The organism is Brevibacterium sp. OS20, assembly GCF_056837565.1.
Genome location: NZ_CM166367.1, coordinates 1,898,400 through 1,922,978, shown reverse-complemented (window position 1 = coordinate 1,922,978; position 24,579 = coordinate 1,898,400). Strand labels below are relative to the sequence as shown.

General features: G+C 64.5%; 24 protein-coding genes. 4 read left to right on the top strand and 20 right to left on the bottom strand.

Annotated features, from left to right (window positions below):
• The first annotated feature begins 31 nt into the window (after positions 1 to 31).
• Entirely contained in the window at positions 32 to 754 is a 723-nt protein-coding gene (locus tag ACVZTU_RS08540) for an alpha-ketoglutarate-dependent dioxygenase AlkB family protein (protein ID WP_139467053.1), read from the top strand.
• Positions 755 to 799: 45 nt separating this feature from the next.
• Here the strand turns inward: ACVZTU_RS08540 and ACVZTU_RS08535 are convergent, their stop codons facing one another.
• Genes ACVZTU_RS08535 through ACVZTU_RS08510 form a run of 6 tightly spaced genes read right to left on the bottom strand, consistent with a single transcriptional unit; the run spans position 800 to position 6,701 of the window.
• Positions 800 to 1,189, bottom strand: a complete 390-nt coding sequence (locus ACVZTU_RS08535) for a cation:proton antiporter (protein WP_482401714.1) — start codon at positions 1,187 to 1,189, stop codon at positions 800 to 802.
• Complete coding sequence (locus ACVZTU_RS08530) at positions 1,189 to 1,449, bottom strand: monovalent cation/H+ antiporter complex subunit F (protein ID WP_139467051.1); 261 nt, start codon at positions 1,447 to 1,449, stop codon at positions 1,189 to 1,191. Before ACVZTU_RS08530 ends, ACVZTU_RS08535 begins: the two co-directional genes overlap by 1 nt.
• Positions 1,446 to 1,820 carry a Na+/H+ antiporter subunit E gene (locus tag ACVZTU_RS08525; protein ID WP_139467420.1) on the bottom strand — a complete coding sequence of 125 codons (375 nt, stop codon included), beginning with the start codon at positions 1,818 to 1,820 and terminating at the stop codon, positions 1,446 to 1,448. The genes ACVZTU_RS08530 and ACVZTU_RS08525 overlap by 4 nt, the downstream gene beginning before the upstream one ends.
• Complete coding sequence (locus ACVZTU_RS08520; RefSeq protein WP_139907965.1) at positions 1,820 to 3,337, bottom strand: monovalent cation/H+ antiporter subunit D family protein; 1,518 nt, start codon at positions 3,335 to 3,337, stop codon at positions 1,820 to 1,822. Before ACVZTU_RS08520 ends, ACVZTU_RS08525 begins: the two co-directional genes overlap by 1 nt.
• Entirely contained in the window at positions 3,334 to 3,666 is a 333-nt protein-coding gene (locus ACVZTU_RS08515; protein ID WP_139467048.1) for a sodium:proton antiporter, read from the bottom strand. The genes ACVZTU_RS08520 and ACVZTU_RS08515 overlap by 4 nt, the downstream gene beginning before the upstream one ends.
• Positions 3,663 to 6,701 (bottom strand): DUF4040 family protein, encoded by a 3,039-nt coding sequence (locus ACVZTU_RS08510; protein WP_139467046.1) that lies wholly within the window; start codon positions 6,699 to 6,701, stop codon positions 3,663 to 3,665. Before ACVZTU_RS08510 ends, ACVZTU_RS08515 begins: the two co-directional genes overlap by 4 nt.
• A 114-nt stretch (positions 6,702 to 6,815) precedes the next feature.
• Between ACVZTU_RS08510 and ACVZTU_RS08505 the strand changes: the two genes are divergently transcribed.
• A complete protein-coding gene (locus ACVZTU_RS08505; protein ID WP_180987862.1) occupies positions 6,816 to 7,955 on the top strand; it encodes a glycosyltransferase family 4 protein in 1,140 nt (379 codons plus the stop codon).
• A 95-nt stretch (positions 7,956 to 8,050) separates the two neighbouring features.
• Here the strand turns inward: ACVZTU_RS08505 and ACVZTU_RS08500 are convergent, their stop codons facing one another.
• The 12 genes from ACVZTU_RS08500 to ACVZTU_RS08445 all read right to left on the bottom strand — a co-directional run bounded on the left by ACVZTU_RS08500 (position 8,051) and on the right by ACVZTU_RS08445 (position 18,386).
• Complete coding sequence (locus ACVZTU_RS08500) at positions 8,051 to 8,647, bottom strand: histidine phosphatase family protein (protein ID WP_139907964.1); 597 nt, start codon at positions 8,645 to 8,647, stop codon at positions 8,051 to 8,053.
• On the bottom strand, positions 8,644 to 9,021 hold the full coding sequence (gene rsfS, locus ACVZTU_RS08495) for a ribosome silencing factor (RefSeq protein WP_229663911.1): 378 nt from the start codon (positions 9,019 to 9,021) through the stop codon (positions 8,644 to 8,646). The genes ACVZTU_RS08500 and rsfS overlap by 4 nt, the downstream gene beginning before the upstream one ends.
• Before the next feature lie 52 nt (positions 9,022 to 9,073).
• Positions 9,074 to 10,543, bottom strand: a complete 1,470-nt coding sequence (locus ACVZTU_RS08490) for a prolipoprotein diacylglyceryl transferase (RefSeq protein WP_139907963.1) — start codon at positions 10,541 to 10,543, stop codon at positions 9,074 to 9,076.
• Positions 10,536 to 11,141 (bottom strand): nicotinate-nucleotide adenylyltransferase, encoded by a 606-nt coding sequence (gene nadD / locus ACVZTU_RS08485; protein ID WP_139467041.1) that lies wholly within the window; start codon positions 11,139 to 11,141, stop codon positions 10,536 to 10,538. The genes ACVZTU_RS08490 and nadD overlap by 8 nt, the downstream gene beginning before the upstream one ends.
• A 1-nt stretch (position 11,142) precedes the next feature.
• Positions 11,143 to 11,304, bottom strand: a complete 162-nt coding sequence (locus ACVZTU_RS08480) for a hypothetical protein (RefSeq protein ID WP_167443897.1) — start codon at positions 11,302 to 11,304, stop codon at positions 11,143 to 11,145.
• Positions 11,305 to 11,480: 176 nt separating this feature from the next.
• The gene (locus ACVZTU_RS08475; RefSeq protein ID WP_139467039.1) at positions 11,481 to 12,770 is read right to left on the bottom strand and encodes a glutamate-5-semialdehyde dehydrogenase; all 1,290 of its coding nucleotides are present in this window, start codon (positions 12,768 to 12,770) and stop codon (positions 11,481 to 11,483) included.
• 3 nt (positions 12,771 to 12,773) lie between these two features.
• Positions 12,774 to 13,940, bottom strand: coding sequence for a glutamate 5-kinase (gene proB / locus ACVZTU_RS08470; RefSeq protein ID WP_139907962.1), 1,167 nt, complete (start codon positions 13,938 to 13,940; stop codon positions 12,774 to 12,776).
• Positions 13,937 to 15,502, bottom strand: coding sequence for a GTPase ObgE (obgE, locus tag ACVZTU_RS08465; RefSeq protein ID WP_139907960.1), 1,566 nt, complete (start codon positions 15,500 to 15,502; stop codon positions 13,937 to 13,939). The genes proB and obgE overlap by 4 nt, the downstream gene beginning before the upstream one ends.
• Before the next feature lie 100 nt (positions 15,503 to 15,602).
• Positions 15,603 to 15,854 (bottom strand): 50S ribosomal protein L27, encoded by a 252-nt coding sequence (gene rpmA / locus ACVZTU_RS08460; protein WP_025776788.1) that lies wholly within the window; start codon positions 15,852 to 15,854, stop codon positions 15,603 to 15,605.
• 15 nt (positions 15,855 to 15,869) lie between these two features.
• On the bottom strand, positions 15,870 to 16,178 hold the full coding sequence (gene rplU, locus ACVZTU_RS08455) for a 50S ribosomal protein L21 (protein ID WP_025776790.1): 309 nt from the start codon (positions 16,176 to 16,178) through the stop codon (positions 15,870 to 15,872).
• Positions 16,179 to 16,426: 248 nt separating this feature from the next.
• On the bottom strand, positions 16,427 to 16,744 hold the full coding sequence (locus ACVZTU_RS08450; RefSeq protein ID WP_139467033.1) for a chorismate mutase: 318 nt from the start codon (positions 16,742 to 16,744) through the stop codon (positions 16,427 to 16,429).
• 112 nt (positions 16,745 to 16,856) lie between these two features.
• Positions 16,857 to 18,386: an alanine/glycine:cation symporter family protein gene (locus ACVZTU_RS08445; RefSeq protein ID WP_482401713.1), complete on the bottom strand. Its 1,530-nt coding sequence runs from the start codon at positions 18,384 to 18,386 to the stop codon at positions 16,857 to 16,859.
• A 140-nt stretch (positions 18,387 to 18,526) separates the two neighbouring features.
• Between ACVZTU_RS08445 and ACVZTU_RS08440 the strand changes: the two genes are divergently transcribed.
• Complete coding sequence (locus ACVZTU_RS08440) at positions 18,527 to 19,924, top strand: SPFH domain-containing protein (RefSeq protein ID WP_229663909.1); 1,398 nt, start codon at positions 18,527 to 18,529, stop codon at positions 19,922 to 19,924.
• Positions 19,925 to 20,017: 93 nt separating this feature from the next.
• Here the strand turns inward: ACVZTU_RS08440 and ACVZTU_RS08435 are convergent, their stop codons facing one another.
• Positions 20,018 to 23,041, bottom strand: coding sequence for an Rne/Rng family ribonuclease (locus tag ACVZTU_RS08435; protein ID WP_482401712.1), 3,024 nt, complete (start codon positions 23,039 to 23,041; stop codon positions 20,018 to 20,020).
• 301 nt (positions 23,042 to 23,342) lie between these two features.
• Here ACVZTU_RS08435 and ACVZTU_RS08430 point away from each other — a divergent pair, with 301 nt between their 5' ends.
• A complete protein-coding gene (locus ACVZTU_RS08430; RefSeq protein ID WP_482401711.1) occupies positions 23,343 to 23,990 on the top strand; it encodes a vitamin K epoxide reductase family protein in 648 nt (215 codons plus the stop codon).
• A 105-nt stretch (positions 23,991 to 24,095) separates the two neighbouring features.
• On the opposite strand, the gene ndk is transcribed toward ACVZTU_RS08430, so the two are convergent.
• A complete protein-coding gene (gene ndk, locus ACVZTU_RS08425; protein ID WP_039210750.1) occupies positions 24,096 to 24,515 on the bottom strand; it encodes a nucleoside-diphosphate kinase in 420 nt (139 codons plus the stop codon).
• Positions 24,516 to 24,579 lie beyond the last annotated feature (64 nt).

Here is a 24,579-nt window from a genome sequence, read left to right as displayed (position 1 = left end):
TTCTAGATCCCGCTCTGGCATCCTGGTAGACATGGATTCGCTCTTCGCCGATGAGGCCTTCGACCGCCGACCGAGAATCGTCGCCCCCGGCGCGGTCTGGGTACCGGGTTTCCTCAGCGCCGAGGCGCAGCAGTGGATCATCGCCCGCTATGCCGATTGGCAGTCCGGTCCGGTTCCTCCCCATGCGACGACGATCGCAGGGCATCCGATGAGTGTCACGACGATCGGGCTGGGCTGGCATTGGCAGCCCGGGCGCTACGACCGCCGCGCCGTCGACGTCAACGACAAGGTGGTGCTGCCCTTCCCCGATTGGATGACCCGTCTGGGCCGCCAGGTTCTGCAGTCCACAGCAGCGGTCGTCGAGGCTGCACCGGATCTCGCCCCGGGTACAGCCGCCGCGTGGGGATTCGACCCCGCCGACTACCACCCGGATGTGGCCCTCGTGAACTACTACGACGAGCACGCGAAGATGGGTATGCACCAAGACAAGGACGAATTCGACCCTGCTCCTGTCGTCTCCTTGTCATTGGGCGATACGTGCCTCTTCCGGTTCGGGAACACGGAGACACGTAACCGTCCCTTCGAGGATCTGCGGTTGGCCTCGGGTGACGCCTTCGTCTTCGGCGGCCCTGCCCGCTTCGCCTACCACGGGGTCAGGTCGATCCAGCCGGGAACTGCACCGGATGCGGGACGACTGAACCACCTCGGCGGGGGCAGGATCAACATCACGATGCGCACGACCGGACGGAACTGAGCTCACGTGATCAATGGCCGGGCAGACCCGACTGACTGAGTCGGCTCAGGAGTCCGTCGCGTCGGGGTCGATGTCGACAACCCCTTCGGGCGGCGCTGCCAGCCGATTCGGTGACGTCTTCCGGAATACCGGCTGTCCGGAGAGCACCGCCGACCTGGCCAGGGTGTTGCTCGCAACCGAGGACACGATGATCAGGCACAGCACGGCGATGACCGCCATGATCAGCGAACTCCAGGAGAACCCGGACGCGTAGAGGTCGTAGATGAAGGCCGCGATGACGATGAACGGCATACCCAGTCCGGTGGCCGGAGAGAACACATTGATCCGAGACAGGGCATCACGGACCCTGAACATCGCCAGAGCGGAGCCGAGCAGCAGCAGGGAGCCGGTGATTCCGAAGATCCCGACGAGGGTCGTGGCGAGTGCTTCATTCATCAGCGGTGCCCCCTCGTGAGGATTCGGGACAGAGCGATCGTGGCGAGGATGCCCACCATGGACGACAGGAAGATCACATCGAGGACGATCGACGAGGACACGGTGATGCCGAGCATGGTGACGATGGCGATCGCCGAGAAGTAGATGAGGTCCGAGACCACCGCGCGTGAGCCCTGATCGCGAGCAGTGAGCACGCGGATGAGGCCGATGATGATGGCGGCGGCGAGGATGACCGCACAGATGCTTGCGATGACGATCACGGACGGCCTCCCTGCGGATCGGCGTGTGGCCCCGGTGCTCGTCCGCGGGTCATGGACAGCAGTCGGGATTCCATATCGATGAGTCCGTCGAGAGCGGATTCCTCCGACTCCTCGAACAGAGCATGGACGAAGATCACCGGCGGGGTCGTCGACGTGCCGGCGGCGATCGCTGTCACCAGGGTGCCGGGAGTGATGGTGATCGACGATGCGAAGAGCGTGACTTCGAGGTCGGTGGCGCAACGCATCGGCAGTTCGACGATCATCGGCTGGGCGTAGTCGCTGCGGAAGAGTCGGGAGATGATGGTCGCCGAGCCCGTGATGATCGCCCAGACGATGAAGCCGACGTATGAGATGCCGTGGATGACTCGCATCACGGTGCCATCACCGCCTCGATGTAGTCACTGTGATCGAGCAGACCTTCGGCTGCCCGATGCGTGAGGGCGAGCAGAGGCTCCGGGAAGCAGAAGAGCGCAACGGACAGCCCGATCATGATCGTGGCGGGCACCAGCAGTCGGCCCGGGATGCGCACGCTGCGCGTGATCGGTTCGGCCGGGGCACGCCCGGTCTCAGCCGAGTCGGGACGGTACGTCTGCATCGGCGGTCCCCAGAAGGTGTTGCGCCAGGTGCGCTGAAGCGCCAGCAGACTGATCAGTGCGCCCGCGACGATGACGGCGACCAGGACCCATCCGAAGCCGCCGCCTGTGTCCGTGGAGGCCCTGACGAGTCCGACCTTGCCCCACAGTCCCGAGGTCGGCGGCAGACCGACGAGTGAGAAGAGTCCGAGGATCATGAGGACGGTCGCCCACCGCTCTCGTGAGGCGAGGCCCGAGAGCTTGCGGAAGGAACCGGTGCCGTAGGTCTGTTCGACGGCACCCATGATGAGCAGGAGGCCTGCCATCGTGATCATGTGGTGCATCATGTAGAAGGCACCGGCACCGAGAGCCGCCGAAGTCAGCAGTGTGACGCCGATGAGGATATGGCCCACACCGGCCGTCATCTGGAATCCGAGCACGTTGCGCACCCGCACCTGCCCGAATCCGGAGATCGCACCGATGAGGATGCTGGCCACCGCGACGATGAGGATGACGGTCGCCCACGGGGCAGGTTCACCGTAGACGGTGGTGTAGATGCGATAGATCGCATAGAGCCCGACCTTCGAATGCAGACCGGAGAACAGTGACATCATGCCCGCCGAGGTGTTCGGATAGGAGCGGACGAGCCACCCGTGGAAGGGCGCGCCGCCGGCCTTGACGAACAGGGAGAGCAGCACCACGCCCAGAGCGATCGCGGCCTGTCCGGTCGGGCGGCCCTGATCTGCCAGGACGGCGAGGTTGACGGTTCCGGTGGCTCCGTAGACGAACCCGACACCGATGAGCAGCATCGTCGAGGTCAGCAGGTTGACCATGACGTAGAGACGTCCGATGCCGAGCCTGCGCCAGGTGCCGGTGACGGCGATGAGAGCGTAAGCGGGCAGCATCATCACTTCGACGAAGACGAAGAAGTTGAACAGATCACCGGTCAGCAGCGCACCGTAGACGCCGGTGAGCATCATCAGGATGAGGGCCGGGACGAATCTGTACTGGTCCTCTCCGGTGGAGATGAGGAACAGGCTGCTGACGAGCGCTACGAGCGAGGTGAGCACGAGCATGAGCGCGGTGAACGTGTCCGAGACGAACACGATCGCCAGGCCGGGCACATAGTCACCGACCGAATGGGCGATCACCGGGGTCGAGGCGTGCACCCCGAGCAGGACGATGCCGCTGCCGCCGACGAGCACAGGAACGGCGAGCAGGAGCAGCCGGTCGAAGGTGCGTGAGGTGATGAGCACGCTCAGGGCCGAGGCCAGGAGCGGGATGCCGATGAGCAGGAGGAGCAGTGCGGAGTTCATGAGTCGCGCTCCTCCCCTGTCTCGGGATTGCGTTTCTGATCGTCATCGTGGCCGAGCACGGCCAGCGCGAGCATGAAGATGGTCACCGCCAAGGTGATGACGATGGCGGTGAGGACGAAGGCCTGAGGCAGCGGATCGGCCGCCTCGGCGAGGTCACCGCGCCCGGCCAGAGGTTCCCCTCTCCACGCGCCGACGCCAGCCGAGAGCAGGATGAAGTTCGCGGCATGGGAGATGAGGGTGAGACCGAAGACTCCCCGGACCATGGAGCGCTGCATCATGAGGTAGACGCCGCCTGTGGTGAGGACGCCGATCGTCAGTGCCAGGATCATGCTTCCTCCTCATCTCCGTCGGCTGGTGGGTCCCCGTGGAGGATATGCGTCGAATTCGCGCGCACCTTCGCCTCCCCGGACGCTTCGACGCCGCGGCGGCGGCTGCGTTCGGGGCGTTCCCCGCGGATGGCCTCCATCGGACCGCTCAGCTCACCGTAGAGCAGTTCATCGGCACGTTCGCGTGTGCGTTCGACGTCTCGGCGGATGATGCCGTTGGTGAGCACATCGTCTCCGGCCGGCGTGGCCGCGGAGTCCGAGACGCCGAGGAGGTTGAACGAGAGCAGCATGAGGCCGAGTACCGCCAAGTAGACGCCGACGTCGAAGAGCATCGATGTCGTCCAATGCTGACCGGCGAATTCCGTGTGCATGGGCTGGAGGAACGAACCGGCGAGCAGGAGACCGATGATTCCTGTGACCACCGCCGTGGCGACTCCGGAGCCGATGAGATAGAGCGGCGCACGCGGCGGACCGAGCGCCCGGTCCTTCGGCGTGGACAGGTAGGCCAGACCGATGACGGCGGAACCGACGAGGGCGGCGATGAATCCGCCTCCCGGGGAGTTGTGACCGCGCCAGAAGATGAGCAGGGAGCTCAGCGCCAGCAGCGGCCCGAGAACCTTCAGAGTCAGCTGCAGAGGGATGACGTTCGGCCACGCCTCGTGGACAGCTCGATATGCGGTGGTGCCTTTGGGGCGGATCGACACCCACGGGGGCCTGGGCGGTTCCGGGATGTTCTCGGCCGGCGGGTCGATGAACTTGTCCTTGACCGTCGACATCACCGCGACGATGGCGATTCCGGCCATGCCGAGGACGGTCAGCTCACCGAGGGTGTCGAGTGCACGGAATTCGACGAGGATGGTATTGACGATGTTGTCTCCGCCGCTGATGTCCGGAGCCTTGTCGAGATAGTACTGGCCGAGGGCGGAGCGTTCCCGACGGCCGTTGAGCGCCAGAGTCAGTCCGGCGACGCTCGCGCCGACGATGATCGCCAGGAGCAGACGCGGTGTCTGCTTGCGCTTCGGGTACTTCCAGAACGAGCGCGGCAGCTTCTGCAGCACGAGCATGATGACGATGATCGTCATCGCTTCGACGAGCAGCTGTGTCAGGGTGACGTCGGGGGCGCCGAGAGCGAGGATCTGCACGGTGGCGAGGATGCCGATGGCCGAGAGCGCCACAACGGTGGTCAGTCGTGAGTGCGAGGTGCAGAGGACGAGCACAGCCACGGTGATGAGGATGAGCAGAATGATGTCCACCGGACGGCTGAGGTTCTCCTGCAGCGGCGGCAGTTCGGCGAAGACGACAGGCAGGGCCCCGATGGCGAGCACGCTCAGTCCGCCCAGGGACAGAGCGAGATAGGGCCCTGAGTTCATCGGCCGGACGAAAGCGGAGAGCCCGTATCCCAGCCGTTTGAGAGTCTTCGTCAGTGAGTCGATGACATCGGCTCCGTCGAAGGGCAGCGTGGCTTTGTGGAAGAAGACGAAGACTCGTGATCGGCGGAGGATGATGAACACGCCGATGACGATGATGAGCCCGGAGGCGAGCAGTTCGATGTTGAACCCGTGCCACAGCGCCAGGTGCACGTGTTCCGAGGCTGTCGGCACCGCTGCCCGCACCACCTGGTCGAGCGGGGTGTCGAGGAGGAACAGGACGAAGCTCAGCGGCACCGAGGCCAGGATCGGCAGGGCCGCTGCGATGAGCATGACGGGTGAACCGCGGTGGATGCGGCGCTCCTCGGGTTCGCGGCCGTCGATGAAGCTGCCCCAGACCGTCTTCGCGCAGTAGGCGAAGGTGAGCACCGAGGCACCCACGGCGACGAGCAGAGCCACCCAGCCGGCCCAGGGCCCGCCCGGGGTCTCCCCCAGCGCAGTGAACAGAGCCTCCTTGGACACGAATCCCAACAGCGGCGGAATCCCGGCCATGGACGCACAGCCGATGATCATCACCGTGAACGCCGCCGGGGCGGTGCGCATGAGCTTCGGAATACGTGCGAGGTCTCTGGTGCCGGCGAGGTGATCGACGACGCCGACCATCATGAACAGGCCGGACTTGAAGAGTGCATGCGCGATGACGTGGAGGGTGGCGGCGGCGATCGCAGCCTCGGTGCCGACACCGATGACCGCGGTGATGAGCCCGAGTTGGGACACTGTCGAATAGGCCATGAGCTTCTTCACGTCATGTTGGTTGAGCGCGAACCAGCCGCCCAGGCAGGCAGTGAGGAGTCCGGCCGTCACGAGCAGGACGTTCCATGCCGGCGTGGCGTGGAAGGTCGGTGAGAACCGGAGCATGAGGAAAATACCGGCCTTGACGACGGCTGCGGCATGCAGATAAGCCGAAACAGGGGTGGCGGCGGCCATCGCATCGGGCAGCCATGGGTGGAAAGGGAACTGAGCCGACTTCGTCATGGCTGCAACGCCGACGAGCAGGGCCACGAGCGTCGTGACTTCGGGCTGGCCCGCCCACACCGGGGAGCTGATAGCCTCCGCGAGGTTCGTCGTCCCCGTCACGGCGATGATCACTCCGGTGGCCACCAGCAGACTGAGGCCGCCGATGAAGGTGAAGAACATCGTCCGCAGGGCCGGTGCCTGCCCGGGGGATCCGGACCGGGCGATGAGGAAGAACGACGCCAGGGACGTCAGCTCCCAGCACACGAACAGCACGAGCACATCGTTGGTCAACACAAGGGCGACCATGGAGAAGGTGAAGATCACCATCAGCCAATAGAAGCTCGTATTGCGTCCAGGGCTGAGATAGCGCGTCGAATAGACGAACACGACCGCACCGATGATCAGCGCGACATAGGTGAACACGACACCGATTCCGTCGGCGCGCAGCGCCAGGTCCACCCCGAGGCTGGGAATCCAGGGGTAGGACACTTCCGGATTCCGCCCGGCCATCACCTCGGCGGCGGTGGGAGTGAACAGGGCTGCCACGCCGAGATAGGCGATCGCCAGCGGCCAGCCGCTCTCCCGACCCGCAGAACGGGTGAGAACGGGGGTGAGTGCGACGAGTGCGGCCAGAGCGATTAGCGTTAGGATCATGACCGGGCCTCAACGGCCGCGGGCACAGGTGATCGTTCCTTCACTCACTGATCCTTCGTGCGCAAACTGATAGACACAGGCTTTCGAAGATTCAGACTATCGACTCGGAGTTCCATGAGCAAAAGCACAAAGAGCCCCCAATCATCCCCGAGGCTGTCGGTCTTCTTCGACGCACGCTTCACCCGCACGACTCATCACGACGGGATCTCCCGGTACGGTTCGTGTCTGCTCGCGGCCCTGCTGACGGCTGTCGAGGGCACGGAGATCGACGTGACCGTGATCATCAGCGATGAGGCTCAGTTGGCTCTGCTTCCCGAATGCTCGTGGGTGCAGCTGAGCGATCCCACCTCCCCCGCCGAGGTGGCCATCGCCGGGAAGCTCAATGCTCTAGGCGCCGATGTCGTGTTCTCGACGATGCAGACGATGGGCTCGTTCGGACGCCGCTACGGACTCATCCTGACCATCCACGACCTCATCTACTACTCCCACCCCGAACCGCCGGGTGACCTGCCGCTGCCGGTGAGGCTGCTGTGGCGGGCGTATCACTTGAGCTTCTTCCCGCAGCGGCTGCTGCTCAATCGTGCCGATGCCGTGGCAGCTGTCTCCGAGACGACGAAAGAGCTCATCGCCGCAAACCGGTTGACGGATCGTCCGGTGCAGGTGGTGTCCAATGCCGCCGAGGCGGTCGCTGTGCCGGCGCGGACCGTGAACCGACACGATGCGAAGACGCTCATCTACATGGGTGCGTTCCTGCCGTACAAGAACGTCGAATCCCTCATCCGTGCGCTCGAGCACCTGCCGGGGTGGACCCTGCACATCGCCAGCCGCATCGATGGCCGGAGGGAAGCTCAGCTGCGAGCCCTCATTCCCGACCGGGCGAGGGTCGTCTTCCATCGGGGAATCAGCGATGAGCAGTATGCACGTCTGCTCGACAAGTCGACTGCCCTGGTCACGGCTTCGCGGGAGGAGGGCTTCGGTCTGCCCGTGATTGAAGCGATGGCCAAGGGAGTGCCCGTGGCCGTGTCGGATATTCCGATCTTCCGGGAGATCGCCGCCGAGGCGGCCGAATACTTCGACCCTGAGGATCCGCGGTCGATCGCGCACGCGATCGACCGGCTCACCGATGCCGGCAGGTGGGCGGAGCAGTCCGCGGCCGGCAGGCGTCAGTCACAGGTCTTCGATTGGGCGAAGTCGGCAGACTCGCTGGTCGAGCTCATCAGATCAGTCGCTGCGCATCGGAAGACGAACAACTGAGTCAGAGCGGGCACTGATGCACGGATGTCCGTCTTCCGGTACCGTAGGGGCGCGTTCGGCCGATCATCGAACCCGCAGCGGTGCGACCAAAGGACTCAGTGAGAGCGCGTGCCCCAACTGCGCAGGACCCATCGGTCGCCGGTGTACCCGAACTCTCCGTGACCGCAGTTTCCGAGAACCCCGAGCCGGCCGGTCCCGTTCATCTCCAGGAGAATTTCGGCGGCGGCGCGCAGCACCGCACCGTGGGCGACGATGGCGATCGTCGAGGCTTCAGCGGACCGCACGATATCGGTGATGGCGTCGGCGACGCGGCGACCCGACTGGGAACGCGATTCTCCTCCGGGAGGTGCGATATCGGCTCCGGAGGCCCATTCGGCGAGTTCGTCCGGCCAGGTCTCCGCCACCTCGGCGCGGGTGGAGCCTTCCCACTCGCCGAAGGCGGTCTCGCGCAGCCGCTCATCGCGAACGGGTTCGAGAGCGACGTGTGTCGCCAAGCTGTCGGCGGTCGCAGCGGCGCGCGAGAGGTCGGAGGAGACGATGAGTTCCGGTTCGAGTTCGGCGAGCCGCCTGGCGACCTGATCGGCCTGCGCTCGGCCGGTGTCGTTGAGGGGGACGTCGGACTGTCCCTGGAACCGTCCGGCGACGTTGAAGTCCGTCTGTCCGTGACGCCAGAACAGAACGGTCTTCGTCATGTGTCCGAGCCGGGTTCGGGCAGCTGCAGATCAATGACCGGGACGTCCTTCCACAACCGCTCGAGCGCGTAGTATTCGCGCTGTTCGGCGGAGAAGACATGGACGACGATCTCGCCGAAGTCGAGCAGCACCCAGTCCCCTCCCCGGCCTTCGCGGCGCAGCGGGGTGCGGTCGTGGACGAGCTGCACTTCCTGTTCGATCGCGTCGATGACCGCGCCGATCTGGCGTTCGTTGTCGGCGGAGACGATGAGGAACGCGTCGGTGATGTAGAGCGTGGAGCTCACATCGAGGCCGATGATGTCGGTTCCGAGCTTCTCGTCCGCGGCTTTGGCCGCGGTTCGAAGCAGCTGGGTGGATTCGGCGATCTCGCTCACAAGATCCTTTCGCATGGATGCGGTTATCGAGGTGGTGTGTCCCGGGTGTTGCTCAGAGGAACATGACGAGGGCGATGACGATGAGGGCAAGAGCGAAGAATGCGGCCACGCCGAGGACGATATAGGGCATCTTCGAAGGCTCTTCGCCCATGAGGATCTGACCGTCCTGCCCGGTCACCGAGCTGGCACGGATGCGTGAGCCGGGAGGGTTGACGGTCTCTTCGTCTTCGTAGTCGGCGTTCGGCAGCGACCAGGCTTCGGGCACAGCGTCCATCGGCCGGGTCTCCGGATTGGCGGCCAGGGCGCGTGCCGCGTCGTCGGAGCCTGCGTCGCCGCCCGAATCATCGGTCCTGCCGGAGTCTGAGCCGGACTGCGGCTCGTCGGCACGACCGGACAGCGGCGTCTGCGGTCCGCGAGCATCGCTCTTGCGAGGTTCATCGACCTCGGGGATCTGCGCCGAGGCGGCCGTGACGACGCGGACTCCGGATGTCGAAGGCGGCTGCACGATCGGCATCCGCCGCGACCGAGACGAAGGCTCGGACTCGTCCTCGGCATCTGCTTCAGGCTTCGCAGCCGACTTGTCTTCCGGTGCAGATTCATCCGCGGGGGTTGCTGCAGCGGCAGCACCCGTGGTCGGCTTGTCGGTTGATGTGTTCTGATCCTCTGCGTCCGGCTCGTCCGGGGTCTCGGCAGGCTTCTCGCCCTCTTCCTCGGTGCCCAGTGCAGGAGCGTCGCCGTCGAGAGCCGAGTACGGCATCGACAGTGCGTCATAGGGTTCGCTCTCCACGGTCGTCGGCCGCGGAGCCGAGGCAGGCGTGACAGGCGCCTCGAAGTCGCGGGCGGCGACCTCGTCGGAGGCTCCCCCGAAACCGGCGGTGTCATAGGATTCGTGCTCAGTCACAGCGGACTTCGCGTCGGATTGCGAATCGGCTGCCGATTCCTTCGCAGCGGCTGCCGAAGCTTTAGTTTCGGCGGAGTCTGCTGTCGGCGTCGCAGATTCCGAGCTCGAGTCCGCGGATTCGGATTCCGAGACTTCCGGGATCGGTCCTGTCAGTCGACCTTCGGCAGCGGCCTGGCGTTCGGCCAGTTCCTTCTCGTCGGCCACAACGGGCATCGCGCCGGTGGACAGATCGCCGTACAGCGAAAGTCCGTGTTCGCGCAGGTATCGCTTCTTCTCAGCGCGCGATTGGAAGTGCGGCAACGGGGTTCTTGTCGGGTCGAGACGGTCTTCGGCATGTACCGGCGGCCGGGACTCCTGCGGGTGATCCGATGCCAGGGCGCCGCGCTCATGGCTGGTCCGCGGCGAGGGCTCGGGGTCGATGCGCGAGGCGGTGTCGTCACTGGTCTCGGCGGCGGGTTTCGCACCGGGCTTCTTCGGGGGCAGCGGACTGAGGAGTCCGGCGCGAGAGTTCGGAGCCTCCTTCGGCTGCTCAGGAACCTCTCGTGCTTCGAACGCCTGTTCCGCCGCCAGCCTTTCGGCTTCCCGCCGTGCTCGACGTGACGTGAACTGCTCCTCAGCCATTCTCACTCCTGTACAACTCGTATTTCGCGATGTACTGCACTACGCCGTCCGGTACGAGGTACCAGACGGGTGCACCATCCATCACCCGTTGTCTGCAATCCGTGGACGATATCGCCAGCGCAGGGATCTGCACGAGACTCAGTCGGTCGACCGGCAGTCCCTCACCGCGGAGTTCGTGCCCGGGCCGGCTGACCCCGACGAAATGGGCCAGGGAAAACAGCTCATCCACATTCTTCCACGTCAAGATCTGAGCCAAAGCGTCCGCGCCGGTGATGAAGAACAACTCGGTATCGGGACCGTAGCTGCTGGCAAGGTCGCGCAGCGTATCGATCGTGTAGGTCGGACCCGGTCTGTCGACGTCGGCTCGGGAGACGGTGAACCGCGGATTCGATGCCGTGGCGATGACGGTCATCAGGTACCGGTGCTCGGCGCTGCTGACCTCTTCGACGTCCTTCTGATACGGCCGTCCCGTGGGGACGAAAACCACCTCGTCGAGGTCGAAGGTCGCCTGGACCTCACTTGCCGCGACGAGGTGGCCGTTGTGGACGGGGTCGAAGGTGCCGCCCATGACACCGACTCTGCGTCTGTGCTCTGCCATATCAGTGGCGGTGCGAGATGCCCTTCCACGACCGAGACACAATGCCCATCGTGATGAAGATCGCCAGGGTGATGAGTCCGTACCAGATCGGATCCATCGGCAGCTCCACGTGGGCTGCGTGCTCCCCACCTTCGGCCGCGGCGGCCATAATGGCTGCGTTCACGTCATTTCTCCTTACTCAGTGATCCGTCGCGCGCAGAGCGCTTCGGGGTCGTTACCTTCTCAGTTTCTCATGAACCATCCGGGAATCCGGCATCGACATGAATTCTTCCCTCTCCGATGTCTCCCCTGGTCGGGCGGTGAGTACCCTGATCGCGGAGTGTCGGAGTCGATTCGGGCTCAGGAACGGACCTGGCCGTTGCCCATCATCACCCATTTCGTGGTCGTCAGCTGTTCGAGTCCCATGGGGCCGCGAGCATGCAGCTTCTGGGTGGAGATGCCCACCTCCGCACCGAAGCCGAGCTCTCCCCCGTCAGTGAATCGCGTGGAGACGTTGACTCCCACCGCCGCTGCATCGATGGCGGTGACGAAGGTGTCCGCGTTGTCGAGGTCCTTCGTCACGATCACCTCGGTGTGGCCGGAGCTGTAGGCACGGATATGGTCGATGGCCTCTTCGATACCGGAGACGAGCTTGATGGCGATCTCCAGTCCCAGGTACTCCTTGGCCCAGTCTCGCCGCGACACCCGTCGGACCTTCATCCCTGCCGGTGCCAGTGCCGAGACGTCCGAGTCTGCGTGGACGATGACCCCGGCGCCGTCGAGGCGTTCCAGGATCTTCGGCAGCACTCGTTTCGCGGCTTTCTCATGCACGAGGAGGGTCTCCAGTGAGTTGCACACGCTGGGTCGATGCGTCTTCGAGTTGAGGACGAGGTCGACGGAGGTCTTCACAGTGGCGGTGGAGTCGATGAACATGTGCACATTGCCCACACCGGTTTCGATGACGGGCACGATCGATTCCTGCACGACCATGTTGATGAGGTCGGCGCCGCCTCGGGGAATGAGCAGATCGACGTAGTCGCGGGCGTGCATGAGCACGTTCGCGCCTTCGCGTCCGTACTGGTCGATGCCGTTGATCGAGTCGGCAGGCAGTCCCGCCGATTCGACGGCGCGGCGGAGGATGGAGATGATCTCAGTGTTCGAGTTCTGTGCAGCCGATCCTCCGCGCAGGACCGAGGCGTTTCCGGATTTGAGTGCGAGGACGGCGATGTCGACGGTGACGTTCGGACGGGCTTCGTAGATCGCTCCGATCACGCCCATCGGCACACGGTTCTGGGTGAGTCGGATGCCGTTGGGCAGGGTGCGTCCGACGACGACGTCGCCGACGGGATCCGCGAGATCGATGACGTCCTCGACGGAGTCCGCGATCGCCGCGATGCGATCGGCGTCGAGGCGCAGACGGTCGAGCAGAGACTCGCTCATTCCGTTCTCGGTGCCGGCGGCGATGTCGGCGTCGTTGGCTTTGGCGATGCGGTCGGTGCTGCTGCGCAGCGCCTCGGCGATGGCGCCGAGAGCGGCATTCTTCTCGGCGGTAGAGGTCGTTGCCAACAGGCTCGAGGCGGATTTGGCGTTGCGGACGATGCGGGTCACTCCGCGCACGGTCTTCGGGTGGATCTCGGCTGCTGCTGTCATGTGCTATCTCCCCCCGCTCACCTGTGTGAGAACGAGATCGTTTCGATGGATGACCTCTTTACGGTAATCATTTCCCAGACGGGTGCCAAGTTCCTCGGTCGTGGAACGGAACATCAGCGGCAGCTCGTCCGAGGAGAAGTTCGACATACCGCGGGCGATGACCTCGTCGTCGAGATTGCGGATCTCGACCGGGTCCCCTGCTTCGAAGTCTCCGCTGCAGGAGGTGACTCCCGCGGCGAGCAGGGACGTCCCCCGGGAGAGCACAGCTGTTTCGGCTCCTCTGTCGATCGTGACCGAGCCGAAGGTCCGGGCGAGATGGCGCAGCCACAGCAGGCGGGTGCCCCGTCGTCTGTGGGTGACAGCGAAGTATGTGCCCACGGTCTCCCCCGCCAGCGCCGAGGCGGCCTGCGGTGCCGAGGTCAGCACCGCCGGGATCCCCGAATCGGCGACCATGATGGCGGCATCGACCTTCGTGGCCATTCCGCCGGTGCCGGTTCCGGCCGTCCCGACACCGCCGATGGCGAGGTCATCGAGGTCGCTGGGTCCGTGCACACGGCTGATCAGGCGGGAGCCGGGCTGATCCGGGGGTCCCGAGTAGAGCGCATCGACATCGGAGAGCAGCACGAGCGCATCGGCGTGAGCCAGGTGAGCGACGAGGGCTGCGAGCCGGTCGTTGTCTCCGAAGCGGATCTCCTCGGTGGCCACGGCGTCGTTCTCGTTGACGATGGGCAGCGTGCCCAGGGCCAGGAGTTTGTCGATGGCGCGCTGCGCGTTCTTGTACTGGGTGCGTCGGATCAGGTCATCGGCGGTGAGCAGCACCTGGCCGGGAACGAGGTCGTAGCGTCCCAGCGCTCGCGTGTATGCGGCCATGAGCAGTCCCTGACCGACCCCGGCCGCCGCCTGCTGGCTGGCGAGGTCTCGAGGGCGCTTCTTCAGCCCCATCGGCTCCAGTCCGGCCGCGATCGCGCCGGAGGAGACGAGGATGACCTCATGACCGGCTGATCGATGCGCCCCGATGACATCGGTGAGCGCGATGAGTTTGGCTTCGTCGAGTCCGCCGTCGATCGTCGTCAGCGAGGACGATCCGACCTTGACGACGATGCGACGGGCTCGGGCGATGTCGTCACGGAACGATCCTGCGGAAGAGTCCGCCTGAGCTGCGGCGCTCACTCCTCGCCGGCTCCCTCACCAGACTCTGTCGCAGGTGCACCGAGGCGGCTCTCGCGGTGTGCTCGTTCGGCCAACCGTTCTTGTTCGAACTCGGCCCGGGTGGCGGCCTTCGCGTCCATCTTCTCGTGATAAGCGGCCTTGCGTTCCTTGCGTGTGGAGCGCGTTTCCTCGTCGAGTCGGGCGTCCGATCCGCGGGAGCCGAGCAGTTCGGCTCCGCCGACGGTTGTGGGATCCCAGTCGAAGACGACGCCGTCGTCTCCGCCGACGACGATGGTGTCGCCGGGTTTCGCTCCGGCCTTGAAAAGAGCCTCTTCGACGCCGAGGTGCTCGAGGCGGTCGGCGAGGTAGCCGACGGCTTCGTCGTTTCCGAAGTCCGTCTGCTGCACCCACCGACGAGGCTTGTCGCCGAGGACGCGGAACAGCGGGCCATCGGAGGTGCGTTCGGAACGGACTTCGAATCCGCGATCGTCGACGGCCTTCGGACGGATGACCACGCGCTGCGGTGTCGCTTCGATCTCGGCGCGACGTTCCCGTTCGGCGAGCACGAGCTCGGCCATGGCGAACGAGAGTTCCCGCAGACCGGCATGGCTGACTGCCGAGATCTCGAAGACCCGGTATCCGGCGGCCTCGAGATCGGGCCGGACGATATCGGCAAGGTCGCGACCGTCGGGGATGTCGATCTTGTTCAGCGCCACGAGCTTCGGGCGCTGCGAGAGCGGCAGGAGTCCGCTCCCGTCGTCGAGGTCGACGGCATAGGCGGCGAGTTCGGATTCGATGATCGTGAGGTCGGAGACGGGATCACGTCCGGGCTCCCACGTGGCCATGTCGATGACATGGACGAGGCCGGCACAGCGTTCGACGTGGCGGAGGAACTCGAGGCCGAGTCCCTTGCCCTCAGATGCGCCGGGGATGAGTCCGGGAACGTCGGCGACGGTGTAGCGCGTGTCGCCGGCCTGAACGACCCCGAGGTTGGGCACGAGTGTCGTGAATGGGTAGTCGGCGATCTTCGGCTTGGCGGCCGACAGCGCAGCGATGAGGCTCGACTTGCCCGCCGATGGGTATCCCACGAGGGCGATATCGGCGATCGTCTTGAGTTCGAGCACGAGGCTGAGGGTCTGCCCGGGCTCTCCGAGGAGCGCGAAGCCGGGGGCCTTGCGCTTCGTCGAAGCCAGCGCGGCATTGCCGAGACCGCCGCGGCCACCGGCGGCTGCTGTGAATTCGGTTCCTTCTTCGACGAGGTCGGCGATGACGTCACCGTTGGTGTTCTTCACCACGGTGCCCTCGGGGACGTCGACGATGAGGTCTCTGCCGTCGGCGCCGTGGCGCAGATCGCCCTTGCCGATCCCGCCGTCGTCGGCACGCACGTGCGGACGGTGGTGCAGGGGAAGCAGGGTGGTGGTCTGACGGTCGACGCGGAAGATGATGTTGCCGCCGTTGCCGCCGTCGGCGCCGTCGGGCCCGCCGAGCGGTTTGAATTTCTCGCGCCTGATCGAGGCACACCCGTTCCCACCTGCGCCTGCGGCGAGGTGAACGGTGACACGGTCTACGAACTCGGTGGCCATAATGTCCTTATATCAGATGAAGGGTGAGTCGTTCGACTCACCCTTCATGCTCCCTTTTCAGGGAGAGATCATATTGACGACGGAACGGATCCGGGAAGGATCAGGCTCCGACGATGTTGACGATCTTGCGACCGTTGCGGGTTCCGAATTCCACGGCACCGGCGGTCAGAGCGAAGAGGGTATCGTCTCCTCCACGGCCGACATTGGCTCCGGGGTGGAACTTGGTTCCGCGCTGGCGGACGATGATCTCGCCGGCCTTGACGGCCTGGCCGCCGAAGCGCTTCACGCCGAGGTACTGTGGGTTCGAGTCGCGACCGTTGCGGGTCGAGCTGACTCCCTTTTTGCTTGCCATGTGAGAAGTCTCCTCTTACTTGATGTTCGTGATCTTCAGACGGGTGAGGTCCTGGCGGTGGCCCTGACGCTTCTTGTACCCGGTCTTGTTCTTGTACTTCTGGATCACAATCTTGGGACCGCGGAGTTCACCGGCGACCTCAGCGCTGACCGAGACCTTCGCCAGTGCGTCGGGATCGGTCGTGACCGTCTCACCGTCGACAAGAAGTACGGCATCGAGTTCGACGCTGTCTCCAGCCTTCGCCTTCATTCGGTTGACTGTGATGATATCGCCGACGCTCACCTTTTCCTGGTGGCCTCCGGCGCGGACGATGGCATAGACCATGGTCGAACCCTCTTTCTGTTGAAAACAAACGAACGGCGGTTGTCCCTTGGCTGCCGCAGAACGAGTCCCGCAGACATCCCATTGAGAGGAATCACCAGCCGTGGTGCGTCACGCGCACCGACGATCAATTCTAGTCGAGAGTGCACAGCAACGGCAAACCCGCCGCTCATGCTCGAGGGGAAGACCTGCCCATTGTGAGCCATCTCTCGTTCACTCCCGGAGGCAGGCGGCTCCCCGGGCACGTCGACTCAGCTTTCGCGCGTCTCCGCGATGCGCTCGTGCCGGCGGATGACCTCGGCGACGATGAACGCCAGGAACTTCTCTGCGAACTCCGGATCGAGATGGGACTCCTCGGCGAGTTCTCGCAGTCGGGCGACCTGCCTGGCTTCCCGCGACTCGTCGGCCGGGGGCAGACCGTGGTCGGCCTTGAGTTCACCGACGCGTTCGGTGAGTTTGAAGCGCTCGGCGAGCAGGTGAACGAGGGAGGCATCGATGTTGTCGATGCTGCCTCGCAGCTCCTGCAGCCGTTCGACTGCGCGTGTTCTGTCGTCTCTGTTCTCATCCACGCTCCCAGTCTATCGATGCCCGGACATGCCCGTGCGCCGCATCCGTTTGGGCGCGGCGCACAGGCATCCTTGATCGAGCTGGTGCTCCTCCGATGCCGACGGAGGTCGGGATTCAGGCGGGCTGGTCGACAGGGACGGCGTCGGCGGTGTCCGGGTCGTTGAGCGTTCCGGCCCTCCGGTCGGCGAGGTATTTCCTCATCTCCTTCTTGACCACCGGCATGAGCATGTAGAGGCCGAGGATATTGATGAACGCGCACATGAACAGGGCCGCATCGGCGAATTCGACGACCTTGGAGAAGCTGGCGATGCAGCCGACGACGACGAAGAGGCAGACGAGCGTGCGGAAGATCATGATCGTGGCTTTCGAGCGACCGAACAGATAGCTCCACGCCCGCTCCCCGTAGTACGCCCATGTGATGAGGGTCGAGAAGGCGAACAGTGCGACGGCGATGGCCAGCAGGATCGGATACCACGAGGCGACGGTGGAGAATGCATCCGAGGCGAGAGCAACTCCGCCGATCTCGCCCTCACCGAGGTCGTTTCGATACGAAGCCTGGTTGGCAACGATGATGGTCAGCGCGGTCATGGTGCAGATGATCACCGTATCGATGAAAGGTTCGAGCAGTGCGACGAATCCTTCGGAGATGGGGCGACGGGTCTTGACAGCGGAGTGGGCGATGGCCGCCGAACCGATGCCGGCTTCGTTCGAGAAGGCCGAACGCTGGAAGCCGATGATCATGACTCCGACGATGCCGCCGGCCACTCCCTGAGGGTTGAACGCTCCAGCGAAGATCTCGCCGATGGCGTTCGGGATGTTCGCGTAGTTGAGACCGAGCACGAGGAGGCATGACACGACGTAGAAGATGGCCATTCCAGGGACGAGCTTGTCGGTCACCTTTGCGATCGAGCGGATGCCGCCGAGGATCACCAGGGCCACGAGCCCCGCAAAGATGAGTCCGAACACGAGTGAGGCAAAGGGGCCGGCCAGGAAGCCGTCATCGCCGCCGGTGGCGGTGCGGACCTGGGCGAAGGTCTGATTGGCCTGGAACATGCCGCCGCCGACGACACCGAAGATGAGGATGGCGACGGCGAAGAGTCCGGTCAGAGCGGTCGCCACGGGCTTCGAGAAGCGTCGGAACGCAACGGGGAGGTATTTGAACGGACCGCCGTGGACGACGCCGTTCTCGTCGATCTCACGGTACTTCACCCCGAGGGTGCATTCGACGAACTTCGTGCACATGCCGAGGAGGCCGGCGACGATCATCCAGAAGGTCGCTCCGGGGCCGCCGAGAGCGATGGCTACGCCGACACCGGCGATGTTGCCGAGGCCCACGGTGCCCGACAGGGCAGAGGCAAGGGCTTGGAAATGGGTGACCTCACCCGGGTCGGACTTCGACGAGAATTTTCCGCGGATGATCTCGAGAGACAGCTTCGCCCCTCGAGCCTGGATGAAACCGAAGTAGACGGTGAAGACCGCTGCGGCGAAGATCAGCCACAGGACGACGAAGGGGAACGAGAAGTCTCCGAAGGTGAGCGGAAAGAAGATGATGCTGCCGAACCATGTGGCGATCGGGTCGAACCAAGAGTTGATGGCATCGTCGACCGGCGAGACCGGCGCTGCTGAGATTTGAAGATTGTTCATAGTGCGACAACCTACTGAGACTTGCGTCACATTCAAGCGTTCCATGTTGTGGGACCGTTTCAGTTATCGAACCGTTACCAAATGGGGCGTTCGCGGGACTTTTGAGATCCGCGTCTCATTACCTGACTTAGACTGGGGGCATGACTCAGAATCCTCAGCAGCCCGGTCAGCGACCGAATCGATCCTCGGGCCCGAACCCCGATCGCGGCCCCGTCCCCAGCGGTGATCAGAGCACACATATCCAGGCCGGACACAGTCAGCCCGCGGCCTATCCCGGGGCTGAAGCAGTGACGAATCCCAATGGCCACTATGGTTCGCAAGGTGCTCAGTCCGGGTCGATCGGCGGTTCGGGCACGACGCCACCGTATGGTCCGCCCGCCGGCGCCCAAGCGAACACCGGTGCGCCGCCGCACCACCGTGAAGGCACACCGCTGCCACCGGCACCGCAGAGTCGTCGCACGGACGGACAGCCTGCCGGTTCAGGTCCGGTCCCGTCCACCGGGTCCGGACCTGTCTCGTCGCAGGCACCGCCCCCTGGGAACCGACGGTCCGCTTCGCAGACGCCGAATTCCCACCGCGGCCCATCCGCCTCGGGGCAGGGGAATTCTGCCCCCAAGCGCATCGTCTCCCCCGATGGCGAACGTGTCCGAGAGAAGCCGGCGGGCGGGGTCTCAGGCTACTTCGCGATCGTCGGCGCCATCGTTCTGCTGCTCCTCGCTGTGCTCCTGGGCATCGTCGGGTTCGTCATGACCTTCGCCCAGGTCGCGGTCGGTGTCGTCCTCTTCATCGTGGCCGTCCTCAGCTTCATCGCTTCGATGTTCCTGTTCAAGGGCTGCACCTCGGTGGCGCCCGGACATGCCGTCGTCCTCCAGCTCTACGGCAAGTACGTCGGAACGGTCAGGCAGTCGGGTCTGCGATTCGTCAATCCCTTCTACACGAAGGATCAGATCTCTACGCGCATCCGCAACCATGAGACCTCGACGCTGAAGGTCAATGATCTCGACGGCAATCCGATCGAGATCGGCGCCGTGGTGGTCTGGCAGGTCCGCGATACCGCACAGGCGATGTTCGAGGTCGATGATTTCGAAGAGTTCGTCGCCATCCAGGCGGAGACCGCGGTTCGTCACATCGCCAACTCCTATGCCTATGATTCCTCGGATCCCGGCCGTATGTCGCTGCGTGACAACGCCGACGAGATCACCTCGCGGCTCTCCGATGAGGTCGCTGCCCGGGTCATGGCTGCGGGCGTCACGATCATCGAGTCGCGCATCACCCAACTGGCGTACGCCCCGGAGATCGCCCGTGCCATGCTCCAGCGCCAACAGGCCACGGCCGTCGTCGCCGCCCGTCAGCTCATCGTCGAAGGAGCTGTGGGCATGGTCGAGACGGCGATCGAGGAGATCGAAGGACGGCAGATCGTCAGGCTCGGGCAGACCGAACGCAGCGACCTCGTATCGAACCTGATGATCGTCCTCTGCGGTGACCAGGCCGCACAGCCGACGATCAGCACCACCCGCAATCAGCAGTCGGCAGGCTGACCTCCCGGAGCTGGGTCCACCGCACACGGCAGCGCCCCGCCGACGTCATCCGTCGGCGGGGCGCTGTCTTCTGTCTCAGCTCAGGAGAGGCGTTCAGTCCTCACCGATGATGACGAACGAGGCAGGCAGCTGCTCCTGCTTGGGGGCAGGGGCCCTCTTCGCCGGTTCGCGCTTCTTCGCCGGAGTGCTCTTGACCGGTTCAGCGGCGGCGACCTTCGTCTCGCTGTCCGCGCCGATCATCAACGGCAGATCCTTCGGCTCTTCGACGACCGGCTTCTGCTCGGCTGCCGGCTTCTGTTCAGCGGACTGTGTCTGCTCGTTCGCAGGCGTCGCTTCCGCCGGTGTGTGCTCAGCGCCGTTCGACTTCTCGCTGCCGGTGGGCTTCTCGTCGGGCGTCTCAGCCTGCGAGTCGTCGCTCCGGTTCGAGCGCGAACGTCGCCGGCCGTTCCGTGAACGCGATCGGGACTTGCCGTTCTCGCCGTTGTTCGCCGAATCATCGGACTGCGTCTGAGCGTCGGACGTCGATTCGGGCGAATCGGCATCATCCTTCTTCAGCGTGGCCTTCGCGATCGCGGCGACGGCTGACCGAGAAGCGTCCGATGACACTGTCTCATCTGCCGATTCGGACTCATTGTGCTTGGACTTCGAGCCTGAGTCTCCCCGGCGCTTGCGGTCACGGCGGTTGTCGTGGTTCGCCGAGCGGCCGCCGCGATGCGCCTTCGATCCATCTTCTTCCGAACCCGGCAGAAGCAGTCCACGGCCGGTGAGGTCTTCACCGGCGCTGACAAGGGATTCGGCGAGTCCGGTGCCGATGCGCTTGCGCGTCATCTGCACGAGTCCCAGCGATGTCACTTCGGCCACCTGATGCTTCGTCCGGTCGCGACCGAGGCACTCGACGAGGCGGCGCACCACAAGGTCGCGGTTGGACTCGAGCACCATGTCGATGAAGTCGACGACGATGATTCCGCCGATGTCGCGCAGGCGGATCTGCCGAATGACCTCCTCTGCGGCTTCGAGGTTGTTGCGGGTCACCGTCTCCTCGAGGTTGCCCCCGGAGCCGGTGAACTTGCCGGTGTTGACGTCGACGACCGTCATCGCTTCGGTGCGGTCGATGACGAGTGAACCTCCCGAGGGCAGGTTGACCGTACGCTGCAGCGCCTTCTGGACCTGCTCTTCGATCCGGTAGTGGTCGAAGATGTCCTCGTCCTCGTTGTAACTGTGGACACGATCGAGCAGGTCCGGTGCGACGGATTCGACATACTCGTGGATGGTGTTCCATGCGCCGTCGCCGTCGATGACGAGCGAGCTGAAGTCCTCGTTGAAGACATCACGGATGATGCGCACGATCATGTCCGGCTCGCTGTAGAGCAGCTGTGGGGCCAGCACCTTCGTCGACTTCGACTTCTTCTCGATCGTCTCCCACCGTTTGGCGAGACGTTCGACATCACGCGAGAGATCGGAGTCGGTGGCACCCTCGGCAGCGGTGCGCACGATGACGCCGTTCGAATCGCCGACGAGCTGTTTGAGCAGCTTCTTCAGACGTGCGCGTTCGTTGTCGGGCAGCTTCCGCGAGATTCCGGTCATCGAATTGCCCGGAACGTAGACGAGGAACCGCCCGGGCAAGGAGATCTGGCTGGTCAGGCGGGCGCCCTTGTGCCCGATCGGGTCCTTCGTCACCTGCACGAGCACGGCGTCGCCGGGACTCAGCGCGGTTTCGATGCGGCGCGCCTTGCCGTCCATGCCGAGGGCGTCCCAATTGACCTCACCGGCGTAGAGCACGGCGTTGCGGCCCTTGCCGATGTCGATGAATGCCGCCTCCATGCTCGGCAGCACGTTCTGGACCTTGCCCAAGTAGACGTTGCCGATGAGCGAGGACTGCTGACGGTTCTCCTTGAGGTAGTGCTCGACAGCGATCCCGTCTTCGACGACGACGAGCTGAGTCTGGTCACCGCTCTCCCGCACCAGCATGGTCCGGTCGACGGATTCACGTCGAGCGAGGAATTCGGCTTCGGTGATGATGGGGCGGCGGCGTCCGGCCTCGCGGCCCTCCTTACGACGCTGGCGCTTTGCCTCGAGGCGGGTCGAACCCTTGAGCGAGGTGACTTCGTCGCGGTCGGTGCTGCGGGTGCGAGACCGGCGACGGCGGCGACGGCGCGAGCCGCCGTCGGAGTCGTCATCACCATCGTCCGAATCCGAATCGTCGGAGTCCCTGTGGTCGGACTCCTTGTGATCGGAGTCTTGATGATCCGACTTCGAATGTGAGTCCTCGGCATCCGCATCGGAACGCTTCGAACCGCGATTGCTCGACCGAGATCCCCGCTTCGACGACTTCGCGTCCTGGTTGCCGGCAGAGTCCGAGGAGTCGTCCTCGGAGTCCTTCGAGTCGTCATCGGAGTCCGAGGAATCGTCGTGGGAGTCATCGCGACCCCGCGATCGGCGCCCGCGGCCGCCTCGCCGCCGACGCGGACCGCTGGAGGAATCGTCCTCACCACGGTCGTTCTGACGGTTCTCCTGTGAGGACGACGTGTCCTCATCGGAGTCGTGGGAATCTTCCCAGTCGTCGTCGGAGTCATCGTCGTCGACCGTGATGACCTCGGCGTGTTCGGCCTTCGGCACCTGGAAGATCAGGCCGCCGTCATAGGGCACGGCTGGAGTCGTGCGGGGTTCGGGTGCGGCAGCCGGAGCGGCCGGGGCCGCGAAGGGATTGCGCGGGTCGAAGCTCGGCGATGCCTGCGACGCAGCATCGGACTCATCGTCCTCTTCGTCGCCATCGGCATTGTCAGCGTCGTCGTGATCGTCGTCATCGTCGTCCGAGTCTCCGCGGACGAATTCCTCGAAGACGAGTCCCCGATTGGCCACGGCATCGCGTGCGGACTTCTGCCCGCCTCGGCGAGGGGTCGGTTCTTCGTCCTCTTCGTCGTCGCTGTCATCGGCATCACCGATGCGCAGCGACTCGGCCGCCTCGGCGATGTCATCGAGGCGCGCACGCACGCTGTCGTCGACATCCTCGTGTTCGGCGTTCTTGGCACCCGCCGACTGCTGCAGATTCGCGAGGTCCGCGAGAATGCCTTCGGTCGGATCTGTCGACTCTGTGCCGTCGTTCGACGTATCGTTCATCGTATCTCCCAGTCCGAAGACGCCGTCCACACCGTACGGATCTTCGGATCCTTGCATGGTCCGCAATGGACCGAAACCTGTGGATGGCACATCCGGCTCGCGCTCAGCGCGTAGGCCTTCCGTGCTGCCTCATCTTGTTGTCGACCTGCGAGGTCATACCCTCGACTCGGTGGAGGCACATCTCCTGCTCGGTGTGAGAACAGGTATCCGTCCGACCATTATGTCACAGAAGTGCCTCTGCGCTGAGGTTTCGATAGGGCCGGGGTTTGCCGCACGGGACATGGCCAGGCATTCTTGAGGAGTGAACACCACTCTGACTCATTCCGATGATCGCGAGTCCGCCGACACCACCTCGTCGTGGGTGCTCAGATCGGTGCCTTTCGGGATCTTCCTCATCATCGCCTCTGCTATCGGCTTCCTCGCCTCGTTCTCACTGTCGGCGGAGAAGTACGAGAAACTGGCGAACCCGGACGTCGTGCTCTCGTGCGACCTCAACCCGTTCTTCTCGTGCGGTTCGGTCATGGAACATGCCGAAGCCGAGCTCCTGGGCTTTCCCAATCAGCTCATGGGCGTGGCAGCCTTCATCATTCCGCTGCTGCTCGGTGTGCTCATCCTGTCCGGCACCCGGCTGCCCCGCTGGGTGATGGTGGGACTGAATATCGGACTGGGCTGCGGCGTGGCGCTGGTGATGTTCCTGTTCTACGTCTCGATCTACAAGATCGGAGTCGGGTGCCCGTGGTGCATCATCGTGTGGACCGTGACGATTCCGATGTTCATGGCCGTCACCGCCCGCAATCTGCTCACCGGCGCCTTCGGTCGGCGCGCCGCCGACAACGCCGTGCTGAGGGTCCTGGCGAAGGAGAACATCGCCCTGTCGGTGCTGTGGATGCTCATCATCTTCGCCTGCATCGTCGTGCAGTTCTGGGCATTCTTCTCCAATCTGCTCTGACCATGAATCACATGCAGTGAGGGTGCCCCACCAAACGGTGGGGCACCCTCACTTATTCGACCGGCTCGGCTCAGACGTCGGCCGCGATCGGTCTTCTGCCTGTCATCAGCCTTCGGCCGGGTACCAGATTCCGATCTCGCGTTCGGCCGATTCGGTGGAATCGGATCCGTGGACGAGGTTCTTCTGCACCTTCTCACCCCAGTCGCGACCGAGATCGCCGCGGATCGTGCCGGGAGCAGCTGCCGTCGGGTCGGTGGCGCCGGCCAGGGACCGGAAGCCGGGGATGACGCCCTGTCCGGAGGCGATGATCGAGACGATCGGCCCTTCGGACATGAAGTCGACCAGCGGCTGGTAGAAGGGCTTGCCTTCGTGCTCGGCGTAATGGGCTGCCAGTTCGGCGGCGGTGGCCGAACGGAGATCCAAGGCGTCGATCGCATAGCCCTTGGCTTCGATTCGGGCCACGATCTGTCCGACGAGTCCGCGAGCGACTCCGTCGGGCTTGATGAGGATGAGCGTACGTTCCATTCCGGTCCTTCCAATGTCGTGTGGACGTCGGTCCACAGTCTACCCGGGCACCGAGGCGCTCCCG

What these genes read in the sequence shown, in the direction of transcription:
- ACVZTU_RS08540 (WP_139467053.1), top strand. Translation starts at nt 32, where the DNA reads ATGGATTCGCTCTTCGCCGATGAGGCCTTCGACCGCCGACCGAGAATC.
- ACVZTU_RS08535 (WP_482401714.1), bottom strand. Translation starts at nt 1,189, where the DNA reads ATGAATGAAGCACTCGCCACGACCCTCGTCGGGATCTTCGGAATCACC.
- ACVZTU_RS08525 (WP_139467420.1), bottom strand. Translation starts at nt 1,820, where the DNA reads ATGCGAGTCATCCACGGCATCTCATACGTCGGCTTCATCGTCTGGGCG.
- ACVZTU_RS08520 (WP_139907965.1), bottom strand. Translation starts at nt 3,337, where the DNA reads ATGAACTCCGCACTGCTCCTCCTGCTCATCGGCATCCCGCTCCTGGCC.
- ACVZTU_RS08515 (WP_139467048.1), bottom strand. Translation starts at nt 3,666, where the DNA reads ATGATCCTGGCACTGACGATCGGCGTCCTCACCACAGGCGGCGTCTAC.
- ACVZTU_RS08510 (WP_139467046.1), bottom strand. Translation starts at nt 6,701, where the DNA reads ATGATCCTAACGCTAATCGCTCTGGCCGCACTCGTCGCACTCACCCCC.
- ACVZTU_RS08505 (WP_180987862.1), top strand. Translation starts at nt 6,816, where the DNA reads ATGAGCAAAAGCACAAAGAGCCCCCAATCATCCCCGAGGCTGTCGGTC.
- ACVZTU_RS08500 (WP_139907964.1), bottom strand. Translation starts at nt 8,647, where the DNA reads ATGACGAAGACCGTTCTGTTCTGGCGTCACGGACAGACGGACTTCAAC.
- ACVZTU_RS08490 (WP_139907963.1), bottom strand. Translation starts at nt 10,543, where the DNA reads ATGGCTGAGGAGCAGTTCACGTCACGTCGAGCACGGCGGGAAGCCGAA.
- nadD (WP_139467041.1), bottom strand. Translation starts at nt 11,141, where the DNA reads ATGGCAGAGCACAGACGCAGAGTCGGTGTCATGGGCGGCACCTTCGAC.
- ACVZTU_RS08475 (WP_139467039.1), bottom strand. Translation starts at nt 12,770, where the DNA reads ATGACAGCAGCAGCCGAGATCCACCCGAAGACCGTGCGCGGAGTGACC.
- obgE (WP_139907960.1), bottom strand. Translation starts at nt 15,502, where the DNA reads ATGGCCACCGAGTTCGTAGACCGTGTCACCGTTCACCTCGCCGCAGGC.
- rpmA (WP_025776788.1), bottom strand. Translation starts at nt 15,854, where the DNA reads ATGGCAAGCAAAAAGGGAGTCAGCTCGACCCGCAACGGTCGCGACTCG.
- rplU (WP_025776790.1), bottom strand. Translation starts at nt 16,178, where the DNA reads ATGGTCTATGCCATCGTCCGCGCCGGAGGCCACCAGGAAAAGGTGAGC.
- ACVZTU_RS08445 (WP_482401713.1), bottom strand. Translation starts at nt 18,386, where the DNA reads ATGAACAATCTTCAAATCTCAGCAGCGCCGGTCTCGCCGGTCGACGAT.
- ACVZTU_RS08440 (WP_229663909.1), top strand. Translation starts at nt 18,527, where the DNA reads ATGACTCAGAATCCTCAGCAGCCCGGTCAGCGACCGAATCGATCCTCG.
- ACVZTU_RS08435 (WP_482401712.1), bottom strand. Translation starts at nt 23,041, where the DNA reads ATGAACGATACGTCGAACGACGGCACAGAGTCGACAGATCCGACCGAA.
- ndk (WP_039210750.1), bottom strand. Translation starts at nt 24,515, where the DNA reads ATGGAACGTACGCTCATCCTCATCAAGCCCGACGGAGTCGCTCGCGGA.